Below are 15685 nucleotides of genomic sequence, written 5' to 3'. Positions count from 1 at the left end.
AGAATTTTCGAGAATCGTATGTGTTTCACTGTTTAGTTATCAAGGTTGTCTGTCTTCGCCTCTCGGCTGACAGCTCGTTTATTATATCACTTGCTTTTTGCTTTGTCAAGAACTTTTTTATTTTATTTTTTAAGTTCTTTTTCATCTGCATCAGCAACTCTGATATAATATCATGTCTTCAGTTTCCTGTCAACACTTTTTTTATATTTTTTTCAACTTTATTCAACCAAATCTCTGTTGTCTGTCAAAAAAAATCCGCCTCACTCAGAAGCGGATTTATCATATCATTATTTTCTTTTTGCGTCAAGTATTATTTTACATTTTTTTACATATTTTTTACGCCATCTCCGATATCGCTATAATATCCTCATTTTTAACGACCCAATATCAGAGTAAAGATTTAAAAATCGTTCGCATTTGCGCAGGAAGACATTTGGATCCGATACCTACGGTCCACAGATACCAAACCTTTTTAATAGAAGATACTCATAAATATCCTGATCAGGATATCTCTGTCATATATGAAACTCAGGATGCAATCTTTCTTAATGATCTGAAGGGCCGCCTCACCAGCCTTTGTATTGCACACAATGGTGAGAGCCAGAAAGATAATCCATATTACTATAAGGAATTTAACTGCCCCCAGCAACGCTCCTGCTACCTTGTTCATGCCATGCAGCACAGGTAATCTCGTCACAAGATTCAGCATCCATGTGATACTCCTCACCATAATCGTCGACATCAGCAGAGAAATCAGGAAAGAAATTCCGTTCACTGCCATTCTCGCCAGATATTGGGCAATATAATCCGAAAATGTAGTTACAGCCAAATACTGGTAACTGTCAGAATTATTATTCTGAACCAGTCCATTCCTCAGCAGCTCCGGGAGATTCATTTCATTTATAAATTCAGTCTGGCTTTCTCCACTGCCTGTCCATGTGCTGTATTCCTCTCCTACAAACTCCCGGCAACTTTCCTGTACTTTTTCATAAATTGATGTATTTTCCCGAATAAACTCATTTACATAAGGATTTATCAACCACACGATCGCCATCGACAGAAAAACACATACAAGCGAAACCAGTTCTTTTATCAGTCCCCGCCTATAACCTCTGACACATGCAGCCGCCAGAAAAAGTATCGTAATGACTCCGGCCCACGTTAAAGCCATTTTCATCCTCCTAACTAAGTTTTATTATCTCTACACCGCTGTCCAATACCAGAAGATATCTGTTCATTCCGATTTTGAAGAAATCTTTGATCGTTCCATCCACACTGCCAAGATATTTCTGTACTCCCCTGCTGTTCATTACACACATCTGGGAACTGTTGTACATCAGAATATTTCCACCGCTTAATTTAATCGTCGTATATGGAATATTGAAGTTTTCTTTGAATTTCAATTTGCCATCTGTAGTATAAACTTCCATTGTATACTGTTTGTCTTTACTGTCATTCTTAAACACAAGACCAATCATATCATTATCATAAAAAGTACTGACAATTTCTTTATCTACTTTTACTGTTTTTACTTCCTTCGGAATCTGGCTTCCATGATAAATTGTAAATCCATTATCTTTAAGTGCTACAGACCGGTTATTATCAAGATACTGGATCTGCGGAACTACCACGCCTTCATACTTATATCCACTGACAATTCTGTCATCCTCGTTCTGTCCTACATCTCCAAAATTGTAAAATGCCACATAACTGGTCGTATCACTTCCATCTACAAACTGATAGGTTACCATCATGATCACTCCGTCTTCAGATACAGCAATATCAAGGGGATATCCCGGATCATCTATCTTCGTCTGATTTTCAGCAATCAGACTTCCATCTGTACCATAAAAATCAATCCATGTATCATCTCCACCATCCAGGATTGCCGCAACAAGACCGCTTTTGGATACTTTTGCTTTGACAATACTGTAGGAAGTAGTTACACTGCCTGTTTTTCCTGATTTATCATAAATCTCCAAAGTTGTTCCATCTTTATCCGCAATCACCGCATGAGTTCCGTTAACATCTGCCACAGGATTCTGCATCTGATAGGTTTCGCTCCAGAGTGTACTCATCTTATCAGAAACAAGGGAAACCCCGTCCGGACTGTATCGAAGGATATTTCCATCCATTTCAACATAATTTGTAGAAACAATATCCTCCTGCTCACTTGTCTGGACTACTTTATAAGTATGATAGCTTCTCTTCTCTATGTAAAATCCCACAGCCGTTACAGCAGCAGCTATCGCCACCACTGTAATAACTGTCTTTTTCACTACACTTCTTTTGTGGCGGGACAATCTGCGCTCATAATCATCTGCATATTCCTCTTCAGCTCTCTCCCGGGCTTTCGCTTTTCTGCTTCTCTCTGCCTGAAGCTTTTTCTTTTTATGTTTTTTTATTATTTTCTTAAATGTATTTGCCATTTTAGCCTTTACCTTATTTCTCACTTTCATTTTGTTGATTATCAGGTTTCAGTTTTTGCCATTTATTATAGCACAGTTTTCTAAGGTAATACAATTACTTGTCCCGGATAAATGATTTCGTCCGCTGACATCCCATTCAATTTACAGATTTGGCTTATGGCTTCGATACTTCCGTATCTGTCCATACTTATCTGAAAAAGAGTATCGCCGGGCTGAATCACATATGACTCATGGGCTTTTCCCGCTGCTTCGCTGTTTTCCTTCTGCACAGCTTCCCTGACACGTTTCTGTGCTTTACGTTCATCTGCTTCCTGCTGGTAGATTTGTTCGGTTTTATCTGCTTTTTCTGTCTTTACATCCGGAAGCTGTTCTGTTTTGTCCGATTTTTGTTCTGTATCTGTCTGCTCTGCTGATATTTTTTTCTCTGAAGTATTGTTTTTCTTTTCAGAATTTTCTTTTTCACTGGTGCTTTGATTATTCTCTTCATTATTCTTTTTATTCTTCCCTGCATCATTTTGTATAATATCTGTTCGGTATTGTTTATGCTGCCTGACAGCTTCATTGTTCGAAGTCCCGACAACAGGAGACGGCGTTATCTCCTCAACGATCACTGAAGAAACCGTCGCGCTCTCCTTTTCGTTCTGTTTTACATTCTGGTAACTTCTGTAAAAATTAACACCCACTGTCAGTACTGCAATTGCCAGACATGCAGTTAATCCATATGAAAAAACAGAAGGAGCTGCCGGCTCCTTCCTGGTTTCCTTTTTATCTGCAATTATTTTGCGAAAATCTTTCACAGCCTGATCTTCATATTTTTCCTGAGGTTCCGGCTGAAGTTCTTCATTTTTGTCGATCATATACGTCTGCATACCGGGATTTTTTTCATAATAAAGATAATACCCTCCCAGACGCACCATTTCATTGTTTTCATAACGGAAGAAAGCATCTTCCCTTTCCTGAGGTTCCATAAGCATCAGGACTTTTTCTCCTCCAAAATGTTTCATGTGTACTTTTGACATCACTTCCGATACTTTCAGGAGAAGCTGAGGCTGTGAAAAGAACCATCCCACAATCTCCTGATCTTCGAAGTACTCCTTCTGGGCTTCCTGTATCTGCTTCCATTGATTTTCCGAAAAATCGATATGATCAGGTGCTGCCTCCATCTCCTCCGCTATAATAGCACCTTTGATAAACAGATAAGCTGTCTGAGAACGCCATTTAAGATTTCCTGTAAGAACTGCCACTCTGGTTTTTGCTTCTCCCAGAGAGTCTTCCGCTCTGGCAAGTCTTACCAGAAATGTGTACACATAGTCCTCCATATAAATCCTGTAATCTTCGGCTGCCAGGCCGATCTGGCGTATATTTCTGGGTAATCCAAACGGTTCCTCACCATTTTGTCCTTCCTGAGATTCGTCCTTATAGATTACTTCTATCATCTCTCATCACCCCTTCGGGTATCAGGATAACACAGATAAATTGCAGATTTTATCACATTGTAAGAGGAATTTACCAGAATTTGGCGACAGATTTTGCACAGTGCATATTTTTATCCCGGTAAGGATATGATGTTATCAGAAGCCTCTTCGCAGCTTGTTGTTATGAAGCAAAGGGACTATAGCAATTAAAAGATATAATCAATAATGTGCTCTCGAAATCTTTTTGTGCAGGTACAATAGAGACTCTGCGAGTACATAAATACGATCAGGGAGGTTTTATGGTATTTTATGTGGACTCACAGAAAAGCAGTTCTGCTGAGGAAATCGCTTTTCTTTTAAATAAATGTATTCTTCAATATCCCGGCAGATGGTCGGAACTGGTTTTTCTGTGTATCGGAAGTGACCGCGTGACAGGAGACTGTCTCGGTCCCTATATCGGACACCAGTTACTTGAACATCTGAATACGGACACTCATGGCGTTTATGTTTACGGTACCCTGAAAAGCCCCGTACATGCTTTAAATCTTTCCAGAATTTCCCGCCAGATCAAAATTCTGCATCCCGAAGGTCTGGTTATTGCAGTGGATGCCTCTCTTGGACAAAAAAAGCACCTGGGGTATGTGACCATCGCAGATGGTGCACTTTACCCAGGTGCTGCAGTTCAGAAAGAACTTCCTCCTGTTGGTGATATCCATATCACAGGGATTGTAAACATTGCAGGTGTACTGGAACAGCTAACCCTTCAGACTACCCGCCTGTCTACGGTAATCTCTCTGGCAGATACCATCACACAGGGAATCGTAAATTATACAAATTCTTTGATCTGTTTGTAGATACCTTCTGCATCAAGACCATATTTCTCAAGAAGAGCTGTGGCAGGACCGGATTCTCCGAATACATCATTTACACCGATACGTTTTACAGGTACAGGTGCTTTCTCAGACAGGCATTCGCATACTGCTCCACCAAGTCCGCCGATTACTGAATGCTCTTCTACAGTTACAACCTTGCCTGTTTCTTTGGCTGCTGCAACTACAAGTTCTTCATCCAGAGGCTTAATCGTATGGATATTGATTACTTTTGCATCTACGCCGTCTGCCGCAAGCTTCTCTGCAGCTTCAAGAGCAGGAGCTACGCAGAGACCGTTTGCAATGATCGTAAGGTCTTTTCCTTCACGAAGGACAATACCTTTGCCTAATTCAAATTTATAGTCCGGTCTGTCATTGATAACCGGAACTGCCAGACGTCCAAATCTCATATATACAGGACCAACATGCTCATAAGCTGCTTCTACCATAGCTTTTGCTTCAATATCATCAGAAGGGCAGGCAACAACCATTCCCGGAATTACTCTCATAAGAGCAAAATCCTCACAACACTGATGGGTAGCACCATCTTCACCTACAGAAATTCCGCCATGAGTAGCGCCAATTTTTACATTGATCTTCGGATATGCAATAGAGTTACGAACCTGCTCAAAAGCACGTCCTGCTGCAAACATTGCAAATGTGCTGGCAAATGGAACTTTTCCTGTAGTAGCCAGACCTGCGGCAATGCCCATCATATTACACTCGGCAATACCACAGTCAATATGACGCTCCGGAAATTCTTTTTTGAATACGCCAGTCTGAGTAGCTGCAGCAAGGTCAGCGTCCAGAACGACCAGGTTCTCATGTTTCTTACCTAATTCAACCAGCGCAGCACCGTAGCTTGCTCTTGTTGCAATCTTCTTTACTTCTGACATAATGCTTCACCTGCCTTTTCTAACTCTTCCATTGCCTGTGCATACTGCTCGTCATTCGGAGCTTTTCCATGCCATCCAACCTGATTTTCCATAAAGGAAACACCTTTTCCTTTTACAGTTTTCATAATGATAGCTGTAGGCATTCCCTTAGTAGCTTTTGCTTCATCAAAAGCAGCTCTTAACTGATCCATATCATTTCCGTCTGCAACGTTAATCACATGGAAGTTAAATGCCTCAAATTTCTTATCAATCGGGTATGGAGAACATACTTCATCAACCTTACCGTCGATCTGAAGTCCATTATTATCCACGATCACTACAAGATTGTCCAGTTTTCTGAAGCCTGCAAACATAGCAGCTTCCCAAACCTGGCCTTCCTGAATTTCGCCGTCACCTAATAAGGTGTATACACGATAGCTTTCATTGCTTAATTTGGCAGAAAGCGCCATACCAACTGCTGCAGAGATTCCCTGTCCCAGAGAACCGCTGGACATATCAACACCCGGGATATGTTTCATATCCGGATGTCCCTGTAAATAGGAACCCAGATGACGAAGAGTCTTCAGATCTTCTTTTGGGAAAAAGCCTCTTTCTGCAAGTGCAGAGTAGTATCCCGGTGCTGTGTGGCCTTTGGAAAGTACGAAACGGTCACGATCAGCCTTCTTAGGATCCTTTGGATCAATATTCATTTCTTCAAAATATAAATAAGTGAATACATCTGCTGCAGACAGAGATCCGCCCGGATGTCCTGCTTTTGCAGAATGTAATGCAGTAACGATGTCTTTACGGACTTCGTTTGCAATTTTCTGAAGTTCTAATTTTTCCATTGTGGTAAATTCTCCTTATTCGCCGAATACTGCTTTATAATCTTTCTGGAATTTCTCAATACCTGCATCTGTCAGAGGATGTTTTGTCATCTGTACGATTACATTGTACGGAACAGTTGCAATGTCAGCACCTGCAAGTGCACAGTCTGTTACATGGATCGGATTTCTTACGCTTGCTGCGATGATTTCTGTCTCGATTCCTGCCACTTCAAAAATCTCAGCGATCTCGCGGATCAGATCAACACCTCTTGTGGAAATGTCATCCAGTCTTCCAAGAAACGGAGATACATAAGTAGCACCTGCTCTTGCAGCCAGAAGTGCCTGGTTAGCAGTGAAGATCAGAGTAACGTTTGTCTTGATTCCTTCTGCATGAAGAACCTTAACTGCTTTCAGACCTTCTACTGTCATAGGAATTTTAACAATCATATTCGGATGAATGGCTGCAATCTCACGTCCCTCTTTGATCATTCCTTCTGCATCTGTTGTAGTAGCTTTTACTTCACCGCTGATCGGTCCGTCTACGATAGATGTGATCTCTTTGATTACTTCCTTGAAATCTCTTCCTTCTTTTGCGATAAGAGACGGATTTGTGGTAACACCACAGATTACACCCATATCATTAGCTGCCTTAATATCTTCTACTTTTGCTGTGTCAATAAAAAATTTCATGTTCTTAACCCTCCTGATTTTTGCTTGTCATAATCGTTCATTGATCTGATGGTTTCATTATAACAGACTTTACATTCAGGTCAAGCGTGGCAAAAGATTATTAATAATTTCTTTATTAATAATCGCATGTCTTATTAATTCTTTATTTTTCAGTCAAAGCATATATTCGTTGTTATCAACATGCAATATACAATATGTTTTATAACCATTTCTTTTCGTAACTGTTCGCTGTCTTTGCTGTTGCAGGAAACCTCCGTCAGAAATCATTTCTGATATCGGATTTCAGCCGCACATCCTGAAATTTTGGTACGTTTCCAGAAAATGCCTGCCGGGTAGATATTCGCAATCTACCTCGCCACACAGCTCTATACCAAATAACTGTTCTGCAGTTTCGATAAATTATTATTAATAATTTTCATTCGACGTATTTAATTATTTTTTTTGGTTCTGACATACCCTGTAGTGCGTCTCGCTATCAGCTTGGGGGTATATTCAATATTATAGAGACTGACAGGAGCAGAATCTGTGAGAAAACGGTCCTGCTCATCGATTTTGTGCAGTATAATATCACAGGCATCTCTGCCTTTAAGGGCTACGAAATGATCGATCGTAGTAAGAGAGATCTTCCGTATTCCCGAATAAAAGATATTATCGCACCCAATCACCGATACATCCTTGGGTACATGAATCCTTGCTTCATGGAGAGCATCCAGCGCACCAATAGCCATCATATCATTCTGGCCTGCAATAGCTGTAAATTCCCTGCCTTCATCCAGAAGCTCCATAGTAAGCTCATAACCCATCGAATATTCCGAATCCATCCGTGGGATCTGCATATCGATAGCTTCATCCGCAGCCTTAATGATCACATGATCCTTCAGGCCTTCTTTCTCAAACTCTTTCACAAAACCATTTACACGTTTCGTTCTCTGCCATTGTCTCCTTGTCAGGGGCGGAGTGATAAACGCTACATCTCTGTGCCCCAGATCAAGCAGATGTCTTGCCATCATCCTTCCCACAACTGTATTATCCTGATTAATGGCATCTATAGTTGTAGTTTTCTCTTTATTACTGATGATAACCAGTGGGATTGTCTGCGCCAGTTCCTCTACCTGCTGCTGAAAATCCGGATTTGGATTACAGCAGTAGATAATGCCAAGCGGCTCTATTGTACCCATCATGCGCAGATACTTCTCCTCCAGACGGGGATCTCTCTGTGTATTACAGATAAAGACACCATATCCCTGCTTGTTCGCCACTGCTTCAATCCCCTGCAGAAGCAATACATAATACGGGCTTGTAAGCGTAGGGCAAAAAACAACGATCAGCTTCTCTTTCCGGCTTTCTTTTCTGTTCTTTCGTCCAGGAAGATGATAACCTAATTCTCTGGCTGCCTGCTCTACCTTCTCCACTGTTTCTCTGGAAAAAGAAACATTATATTTCTTATTCAGGACCATGGAAACAGTTGCCTGGGAGACTCCTGCCCTCTTTGCCACGTCAGAAGAAGTTGCTTTCTTTTTAGACAAAGTGATGCCTCCTTTTCCGATGATCTTTTGTCAGAACAGTAACCTTAAAGCTCCACACGCCCCTCAAGAGCACGTAAAAGAGTCACTTCGTCAATATATTCCAGATCTCCTCCTACCGGAACTCCGCTTGCAATCCTGCTGACTTTGATCCCGGTAGGTTTGATCAGCTTACTGATATACATTGCCGTTGTTTCCCCCTCCAGACTGGAATTGGTAGCAATAATCACTTCCTTTACCTCATCCTTTGCCAGACGCTGCATGAGTTCTTTCAGTTTGATATCATCCGGCCCGATTCCAAGCATTGGAGAGATTGCACCATGAAGAACATGATAAACGCCATCAAACTTGCCTGTTTTTTCATAAGCTGCAAGATCTCTTGTATTCTCTACCACCATGATCACTGAATGATCACGCTTATCATTGCTGCAGATGGGACAGATCTCTCTGTCTGTCAGAGTACAGCAGCACTTGCAATACTGTACATTCTCTCTGGCACCGGTAATGGAAGAGGTAAGCTGCTCTACCTGATCCTTTGGCATATTCATGATGTGAAATGCCAGTCTCTGTGCTGATTTCGCACCGATTCCCGGAAGATGGGAAAGCTGCTCGATCAGCTTATTGATATGACTGCTGTAGTATTCCATCAGAATGGAAGACCTCCGCCAAGTCCGCCCAGACCACCTGTCAGTTTAGACATAACAGCTGTAGATTCTTCTTCCACTTTGCGAAGTGCTTCGTTTGTAGCTGCAACGATGAGATCTTCCAGCATTTCGATGTCATCCGGATCTACAACTTCCTCCTGAAGCTTTACTTTTGTCACCTCTCTCTTACCGGAGATAGTTACCTCTACAGCTCCGCCTCCTGCAGTAGCCGTAAATTCTTTCTCTTCCAGAGCTTTCTGGTTCTCTTCCATCTGGCGCTGCATTTTCTGCGCCTGTTTCATAAGATTATTCATATTTCCCGGCATACCCATTCCCGGGAATCCTCCACGTTTTGCCATTTGTGATGTCCTCCTTGCTATTTATTGCCTTATTATTTACTGCCTTTTCCTGTCCGGAGAATATTTAGTTACTGTTCACTCCGTTCACAGTAACGTAGCCAAAATTCATTCCAGATTGCCTGCGGCAATAGAATTTTGGCTTGTATGTCTCGGGATTTTGGCATATTCATGCCAAAACACCTCGCGGGATAGTGGTGTGTGAACAGTAACAATATTTATTCTCCTTTTTCCTCATCAGGATCTTCCTCTATCACAACATCAATGTGGATATTATTCTTTATCGCCTGGTCCACTGTGATATTTGCCAGATTTGTATGCTGATGCTTATCTGCCACCAGCATCTGGATCTCTACTGTTTTTCCTGTCTGAGCAGTGATGATGTCCTGAAGCTCTTTCTTCGCTTCCGGATTGTCCACATAGGACTGCCCCAGAAAATCCTGAAATTCCACATAAAGAACAGGTTCTCCTGTCTCACTGTTATACTTCGGAACAGATTTCTGAAGCATCTGTTTGAACATCCCTGTTGTCTGTCCTGTGATCACTCTCCAGCCTGCCACGATCTTCTGCAAATCTTCCGGTGCCGCTTTCGCCGGTGCTTTGTTTCCCGCCGGCTCCTGAACTGCCCCGGTTTCTGCCGGCATTTTCCCTGAACCCTGCTGCACGATCACCTGCTGTACCGGACGTTCATCCATCCGCTGTTCCAGCACACGCAGTCTGTCCAAAACAGAGTCCAGATTAGTCTCCATTGCAGGACGGCACAGCTTGATCAGTGCAATCTCCACGAGAACCCTTTTCTGGGTTGCATATCGGATCTGGTTGGACAAATCCGAAAAAATACGGATATACCGCATCAGCGTCTCCACATCCAGCATGGTGCTCTCTTCTTTCAGAAGCTTCATGTTGTCGGATGAGACATCGATCGCTTCCTCCGGATTCTCAGAAGTCTTAACGAGAAGAAGATTTCTCATATACCAGGTAAAATCTCCCACAAACTGGCTCAGTTCCCTGCCTCCTACGATCAGTTCCTCCAGGATATGAATGGAACCTGTCACATCTCCCCGGATCACTTTTCGCAAAAGCTTGCTAAACACTTCGGTGTCAACGGCTCCCAGAACCTCCAGAACTTTATCATAGGTAAGTTCCTGTCCAAGATAAAAAGCAATACACTGGTCGAGAAGGCTGAGCGCATCTCGCATGGAACCATCTCCCGCTTTCGCTACATATCGGACTGCTTTTTCCTCAGCTTCTACACCTTCAACTTTGAGCAGTTCATCCAGTCTGGCCGCGATAGTGTCTATGGTGATCCTGTGGAAATCATATCTCTGGCATCTGGATAAAATCGTAATCGGAATCTTGTGCGCCTCTGTAGTTGCCAGGATAAACATAACATAAGACGGTGGTTCCTCCAGTGTTTTCAGCAGGGCATTGAAGGCACCTGTGGAAAGCATATGAACCTCATCAATAATATATACTTTATATTTACCTTCTGTAGGGCGGTAAGAAACCTCTTCTCTGATCTCACGTATATTATCCACACCATTGTTGGATGCAGCATCGATCTCGATCACATTCATTGCAGTTCCTGCCTGGATTGCCTTGCACATGGCACATTCATTACAGGGGCTGCCATTTACGGGATGCTCACAGTTGACTGCCTTCGCCAGAATTTTGGCTACTGTTGTTTTACCGGTTCCTCTGGTGCCGCAGAACAGATACGCATGGCCGATACGGTTATGCTTAATCTGATTTGTCAGAGTAGTCACTATGTGATCCTGACCTTTGACATCCGCGAAATTATCCGGTCTGAACTTTCTGTAAAGAGCAGTGTAACTCATGAGTAAACTCCTATCGTAACTATTCAGCACCCCCACTGTCAGCAGCGCGCCAAATAGTTATCTCTATCTTATTATCACAGCCGCCGCGGAAAAAATTCCCGCGGCGGTCTTTTTTACATCCATATCTTATATGAAAAAGTATCTGTCAGTCAAGTACTGTTTCACTTAATCAGTCACCAAAGCTGATACCGATCTGTTTGGCAGCAACTACAAGCTGATCTTTCGGTGATACCATCTTAAGCTTACCTGCACACTCTTCAAGAGGTACACGTTTAATTTTGCCGTTTACCACGCCGATCATGATGCCATATTCACCATCCATGATCGCCTGCGCTGCACCTGCACCGATTCTTGTGGAAAGAACGCGGTCATACGGACATGGTTCTCCGCCTCTCTGTGTATGTCCCGGAACTGTAACGCGGACTTCGCTTCCGATCTCTTTGTAGATCTGGTCAGCAATCTCATAGGAAACGGACGGATATTTCTTTGCTCGGGCTTCCAGTTTCTCTTTGTATTTCTTTTTAGGAAGTTCTGCGTCTTCTTTGGAAATCGCACCTTCTGCAACTGCAAGGATTGTGAAACGCTTGCCTGCTTTGGCACGTTTCTGGATCGCTGCGGTAACTTTTTTGATATCATATGGGATCTCAGGAATCAGGATGATATCCGCACCGCCTGCAACACCTGCATGAAGTGTCAGACTTCCTACCTTGTGTCCCATGATCTCTACGATAAATACACGTCCATGTGAAGATGCTGTCGTATGGATACAGTCAATGGCATTTGTGGCAATGTTTACCGCACTCTGGAAACCAAAGGTCATGTCTGTGCCATAGATGTCATTATCAATAGTCTTTGGAAGATGGATAATGTTCAGTCCTTCTTCTCTCAGAAGGTTTGCTGTCTTCTGTGTACCATTTCCGCCAAGGATCACAAGGCAGTCCAGGCAGAGTTTATAATAAGTCTGCTTCATTGCTTCAACCTTGTCCAGGCCATTCTCATCCGGGACACGCATCAGTTTGAATGGCTGTCTGGATGTTCCGAGGATTGTGCCGCCCTGTGTAAGGATTCCGGAAAAATCTTTGGATGTGAGCATACGGTATTTACCATAGATCAGTCCTTTATATCCATCATCAAATCCATAAACTTCCAGTTCATCCAAATTGTTGCTCAGTCCCTTTACTACTCCTCGCATGGTAGCGTTAAGTGCCTGACAATCACCGCCGCTGGTAAGCATACCTATTCTTTTAATCATGATAGTATCCTCCATTTCTGTGTTTTAAGAATTATCCATATCCATACATACAAGACATGTTGTGTACTCTGGCATATCCATTTCCAGAATAAAGATAGTTTATTTCTGTTTATTATATAATATTTATCGTTTTCATACAATAGTGTTAGAAAAGTTTTAGTTACTATTCACGCACTACGTTCGTTACTGTTCACTCCGTTCCCAGTAATAAGTTTTACTATAATGATTCACTATTGACAAAACAGCCTCCTGCCTATATAATCAGAAATGCGCAGCCGGGGAGATAGCGGTGCCCTGTACCTGCAATCCGCTACAGCAGGGGTGATGCCAATCCGAGGCTTGTATCCTGTGGAGCTGCCCTCTATAAGTGGCGTTGACGTTTGGGTCTTACGCAACAGGAATCTGTGAACCGTGTCAGGACAGGAATGTAGCAGCACTAAGCAGAAGCTCTCGTGTGCCGTAAGGGTGCCTGGGCTGAGTTAACTGTAGAGGTAACGTCTGTGGGACCATTCCGAAGTGCGGCGCGCAAAAAAGAATATTCTTGATGTAGCTCATCATATAAAAAAGCATTCAGAATTTTATCTGTTGATAATTTTCTGAATGCTTTTCTTATTTTTGTGGTTTACAAAAGTCCATATATTAACAGAAGCGGGAAAGAGCCTTATACAATTTCCATCAGATAAAGAATAATTAATCCTCTACTACCTGTACCTGACTTTTGTTCTTATATTTCTTCATCACATGAAAATAATAAGGAATCAGTGGGATCAGTGCGGCGATCCATGCGGTCGGGTCAGCCATACAGACACCGGCAAAGGAAGTATGTCCCGCAATCAATACGACAATTCCGGTTCTCGCCACCAGTTCAAATACCCCGCCAAGCATTGGTACAAGTCCATATCCCATTCCCTGCAGAGTATTTCGATAGAGGAAAATACTTCCGAGAAACGGATATGCCCAGAATACTGTCCGGAAATAAGTAACAGACACATTTACTACGTCCTGTTCCGATGGATCTACGAAAAGATATGTCAGATATTTTCCGAAGAAAAACATCAGGAACATAACAAAAACGCTCCATCCCAGGACCATCATCTGCGTGTAACGGACTCCCTGTTTCACACGATCCATTTTTCCTGCGCCCCTGTTCTGACCTACATAGGTTGCTATGGTTGCACCGAAGGCTGTAAATACTGTGGCAAAAATATTCTGGATCTTACCGGCAGCAGAGAATCCGGCCATATGTACAGGTCCGTAAATATTGACCGCGCTCTGTACAATAATGGTTCCGATTGCTGTAATTGAAAACTGCAGTCCCATAGGAATTCCAAGCTTCAGAAGTCTGCCGAAACTGTCCCAGCATATCTCAAAATCCTTCTGTTCCAGATGAAGGATCGGAAATCTTTTTACAATATAAATCAGGCAACACACTGCCGAAATTCCCTGTGCGATCACTGTGGCATATCCGCATCCTTCTACACCCATTCCAAAGACTACAATAAAAACTACATCCAGAATAACATTGATCACAGCCGAAATGATCAGGAAATACAATGGCGACTTGGAGTCACCCAGCGCACGCAGGAAAGCCGCAAGTGCATTATATGCACCTGTGATAATAAGACCTGCATAAATAATTCCCATATATGCAGTTACGTCACCAAATACCTCTTCCGGCGAATTCATCAGATGCAGAATTGGTTTGTTCGCAAGACTGAAACCTATTGTCATGACAATGGAAAATGCAGCCATAAGGTAAATGGACATGGCAACATAATGGCGCATCCTGTCAAACTTTTTCGCTCCGAACATCTGGGCTACGATAATCGCAAATCCACTGCTGAGTCCATTCAGCCAGCCAGTCACAAAAAACATCAGTGAACCGGTGCTTCCGATAGCTGCAAGGGCATTTACTCCGATAAATTTTCCGGCAACAATGGAATCTGCAATATTATAAAACTGCTGAAAAAGATTTCCCAGGCACATTGGGATCATAAATTTTATTATCAGGCTCACCGGACTGCCGACGGTCATGTCGTTTGTTGTATCTTTTTTCATTCTTTTTATTCGCCTCTTTTTATTTCTACCTGTAACATTACTTCTGTTATTTTTATTACTCTTATTGCCTTTAAGATTCTTCCTGTTTTTATCTGTCTTTTACTTTTATTATTCCGGTTCTCCCTCTGGATTTTCCTGTGCAGCTTTAAGGGCTGCCTTTTCCTGCTTCTTTTTCTCACGAAGCTTTCTGAAAAACTCGGATAACATAGAAGAACATTCCTCTTCCAGAACTCCCTGTGTAATCTTTACCTGATGATTAAATCCATCCACCTGTAAAAGATTCATCACAGAACCTGCGCAGCCCGCTTTGGCATTCATACAGCCGATCACTACTTCATCTATTCTGGACTGGACAAGTGCCCCGGAGCACATCTGGCATGGTTCCAGCGTCACATACATAGTGCATCCCTCCAGCCGCCAGTCTCCAAGTTTTTTACTGGCTTTGCGGATTGCATTCAGTTCTGCATGGGAGAGTGTATTTTTATCTGTGTTTCTTCTGTTATATCCACGTGCGATGATCTTACCCTCATGCACGATCACACAGCCGATTGGCACTTCTTCCAGAGCTTCTGCCTTCTTCGCCTGACGGATAGCTTCTTTCATAAAACGTTCCTGATCTGTCAACTTTTCTTTTCCTTTCTGCTGTTGCATCACTACCAGAATAGCAAAAAGAAAGCCTGAAAACCAATTGGTTTCAGACTTCCTATGCGTAGTCGAAGCGACGGGATTCGAACCCACGACCTCTGCGTCCCGAACGCAGCGCTCTACCAAACTGAGCCACGCTTCGTCAATGCAAGTGCTATTATATTAATAAAATTACAGTTTGTCAATAGATTTTTTCAAATTTTTTTAATTTTTTCGAATATTTTCTTCTGATGGTCATATACATTATTGAATCTGGTTTTACGG

14 protein-coding genes, 1 tRNA gene and 1 other RNA gene are annotated in these 15685 nt (G+C 42.5%); 2 read left to right on the top strand and 14 right to left on the bottom strand.

Translation table 11 applies throughout. The annotated features are described in order from the left end of the window. Window positions 1-472: 472 nt before the first annotated feature. The 3 genes from LI074_RS08340 to LI074_RS08330 all read right to left on the bottom strand — a co-directional run bounded on the left by LI074_RS08340 (window position 473) and on the right by LI074_RS08330 (window position 3865). A complete protein-coding gene (locus LI074_RS08340; protein ID WP_055053379.1) occupies window positions 473-1171 on the bottom strand; it encodes a CvpA family protein in 699 nt (232 codons plus the stop codon). A 10-nt stretch (window positions 1172-1181) separates the two neighbouring features. Continuing rightward, the gene (locus LI074_RS08335; protein ID WP_118633233.1) at window positions 1182-2429 is read right to left on the bottom strand and encodes a DUF5711 family protein; all 1248 of its coding nucleotides are present in this window, start codon (window positions 2427-2429) and stop codon (window positions 1182-1184) included. 80 nt (window positions 2430-2509) lie between these two features. Further along, window positions 2510-3865, bottom strand: coding sequence for a LysM peptidoglycan-binding domain-containing protein (locus LI074_RS08330; protein ID WP_062807064.1), 1356 nt, complete (start codon window positions 3863-3865; stop codon window positions 2510-2512). Window positions 3866-4143: 278 nt separating this feature from the next. Here LI074_RS08330 and yyaC point away from each other — a divergent pair, with 278 nt between their 5' ends. Then, window positions 4144-4698, top strand: a complete 555-nt coding sequence (yyaC, locus tag LI074_RS08325) for a spore protease YyaC (protein WP_008706911.1) — start codon at window positions 4144-4146, stop codon at window positions 4696-4698. Here yyaC and LI074_RS08320 read toward each other — a convergent pair. The 8 genes from LI074_RS08320 to LI074_RS08285 all read right to left on the bottom strand — a co-directional run bounded on the left by LI074_RS08320 (window position 4671) and on the right by LI074_RS08285 (window position 12718). Next, window positions 4671-5609, bottom strand: a complete 939-nt coding sequence (locus LI074_RS08320; protein WP_008706912.1) for a transketolase family protein — start codon at window positions 5607-5609, stop codon at window positions 4671-4673. The genes yyaC and LI074_RS08320 overlap by 28 nt on opposite strands. After that, entirely contained in the window at window positions 5597-6436 is an 840-nt protein-coding gene (locus tag LI074_RS08315; RefSeq protein WP_008706915.1) for a transketolase, read from the bottom strand. Before LI074_RS08315 ends, LI074_RS08320 begins: the two co-directional genes overlap by 13 nt. Window positions 6437-6451: 15 nt before the next feature. Then, window positions 6452-7105, bottom strand: a complete 654-nt coding sequence (gene fsa, locus LI074_RS08310; protein WP_026649740.1) for a fructose-6-phosphate aldolase — start codon at window positions 7103-7105, stop codon at window positions 6452-6454. Between the two features lie 428 nt (window positions 7106-7533). Beyond that, complete coding sequence (locus tag LI074_RS08305) at window positions 7534-8631, bottom strand: LacI family DNA-binding transcriptional regulator (RefSeq protein ID WP_173681724.1); 1098 nt, start codon at window positions 8629-8631, stop codon at window positions 7534-7536. A gap of 44 nt (window positions 8632-8675) precedes the next feature. Further along, the gene (gene recR, locus LI074_RS08300) at window positions 8676-9275 is read right to left on the bottom strand and encodes a recombination mediator RecR (protein ID WP_008706922.1); all 600 of its coding nucleotides are present in this window, start codon (window positions 9273-9275) and stop codon (window positions 8676-8678) included. Then, the gene (locus tag LI074_RS08295) at window positions 9275-9631 is read right to left on the bottom strand and encodes a YbaB/EbfC family nucleoid-associated protein (RefSeq protein WP_008706923.1); all 357 of its coding nucleotides are present in this window, start codon (window positions 9629-9631) and stop codon (window positions 9275-9277) included. The genes recR and LI074_RS08295 overlap by 1 nt, the downstream gene beginning before the upstream one ends. Before the next feature lie 215 nt (window positions 9632-9846). After that, window positions 9847-11466 (bottom strand): DNA polymerase III subunit gamma/tau, encoded by a 1620-nt coding sequence (dnaX, locus tag LI074_RS08290; protein WP_173698079.1) that lies wholly within the window; start codon window positions 11464-11466, stop codon window positions 9847-9849. A 169-nt stretch (window positions 11467-11635) separates the two neighbouring features. Further along, window positions 11636-12718: a 6-phosphofructokinase gene (locus tag LI074_RS08285; RefSeq protein ID WP_008706927.1), complete on the bottom strand. Its 1083-nt coding sequence runs from the start codon at window positions 12716-12718 to the stop codon at window positions 11636-11638. Window positions 12719-12985: 267 nt separating this feature from the next. On the opposite strand from LI074_RS08285, the gene ffs reads away from it, so the two are divergent. Beyond that, window positions 12986-13247, top strand: an RNA gene (ffs, locus tag LI074_RS08280) — signal recognition particle sRNA large type. A 161-nt stretch (window positions 13248-13408) separates the two neighbouring features. Here the strand turns inward: ffs and LI074_RS08275 are convergent. From LI074_RS08275 to LI074_RS08265, 3 genes are all read right to left on the bottom strand, one after another. Next, window positions 13409-14776, bottom strand: coding sequence for an MATE family efflux transporter (locus LI074_RS08275; RefSeq protein WP_173698080.1), 1368 nt, complete (start codon window positions 14774-14776; stop codon window positions 13409-13411). Window positions 14777-14884: 108 nt separating this feature from the next. After that, window positions 14885-15400 (bottom strand): tRNA adenosine(34) deaminase TadA, encoded by a 516-nt coding sequence (tadA, locus tag LI074_RS08270; RefSeq protein ID WP_025578592.1) that lies wholly within the window; start codon window positions 15398-15400, stop codon window positions 14885-14887. Window positions 15401-15489: 89 nt separating this feature from the next. Beyond that, window positions 15490-15563 (bottom strand) — tRNA-Pro (locus tag LI074_RS08265). Window positions 15564-15685 lie beyond the last annotated feature (122 nt).

It is taken from the genome of Blautia sp. MSK18_10 (genome assembly GCF_020553185.1).
Taxonomy (GTDB): domain Bacteria; phylum Bacillota; class Clostridia; order Lachnospirales; family Lachnospiraceae; genus Blautia_A; species Blautia_A wexlerae.
This window is presented reverse-complemented; position numbering and strand designations above follow the sequence as displayed.

Excerpts from the sequence above, each read along its gene's own strand:
- LI074_RS08340 (WP_055053379.1), bottom strand. The coding sequence starts at position 1,171 with ATGGCTTTAACGTGGGCCGGAGTCATTACGATACTTTTTCTGGCGGCT.
- LI074_RS08335 (WP_118633233.1), bottom strand. The coding sequence starts at position 2,429 with ATGGCAAATACATTTAAGAAAATAATAAAAAAACATAAAAAGAAAAAG.
- LI074_RS08330 (WP_062807064.1), bottom strand. The coding sequence starts at position 3,865 with ATGATAGAAGTAATCTATAAGGACGAATCTCAGGAAGGACAAAATGGT.
- yyaC (WP_008706911.1), top strand. The coding sequence starts at position 4,144 with ATGGTATTTTATGTGGACTCACAGAAAAGCAGTTCTGCTGAGGAAATC.
- LI074_RS08320 (WP_008706912.1), bottom strand. The coding sequence starts at position 5,609 with ATGTCAGAAGTAAAGAAGATTGCAACAAGAGCAAGCTACGGTGCTGCG.
- LI074_RS08315 (WP_008706915.1), bottom strand. The coding sequence starts at position 6,436 with ATGGAAAAATTAGAACTTCAGAAAATTGCAAACGAAGTCCGTAAAGAC.
- fsa (WP_026649740.1), bottom strand. The coding sequence starts at position 7,105 with ATGAAATTTTTTATTGACACAGCAAAAGTAGAAGATATTAAGGCAGCT.
- recR (WP_008706922.1), bottom strand. The coding sequence starts at position 9,275 with ATGGAATACTACAGCAGTCATATCAATAAGCTGATCGAGCAGCTTTCC.
- LI074_RS08295 (WP_008706923.1), bottom strand. The coding sequence starts at position 9,631 with ATGGCAAAACGTGGAGGATTCCCGGGAATGGGTATGCCGGGAAATATG.
- dnaX (WP_173698079.1), bottom strand. The coding sequence starts at position 11,466 with ATGAGTTACACTGCTCTTTACAGAAAGTTCAGACCGGATAATTTCGCG.
- LI074_RS08285 (WP_008706927.1), bottom strand. The coding sequence starts at position 12,718 with ATGATTAAAAGAATAGGTATGCTTACCAGCGGCGGTGATTGTCAGGCA.
- LI074_RS08275 (WP_173698080.1), bottom strand. The coding sequence starts at position 14,776 with ATGAAAAAAGATACAACAAACGACATGACCGTCGGCAGTCCGGTGAGC.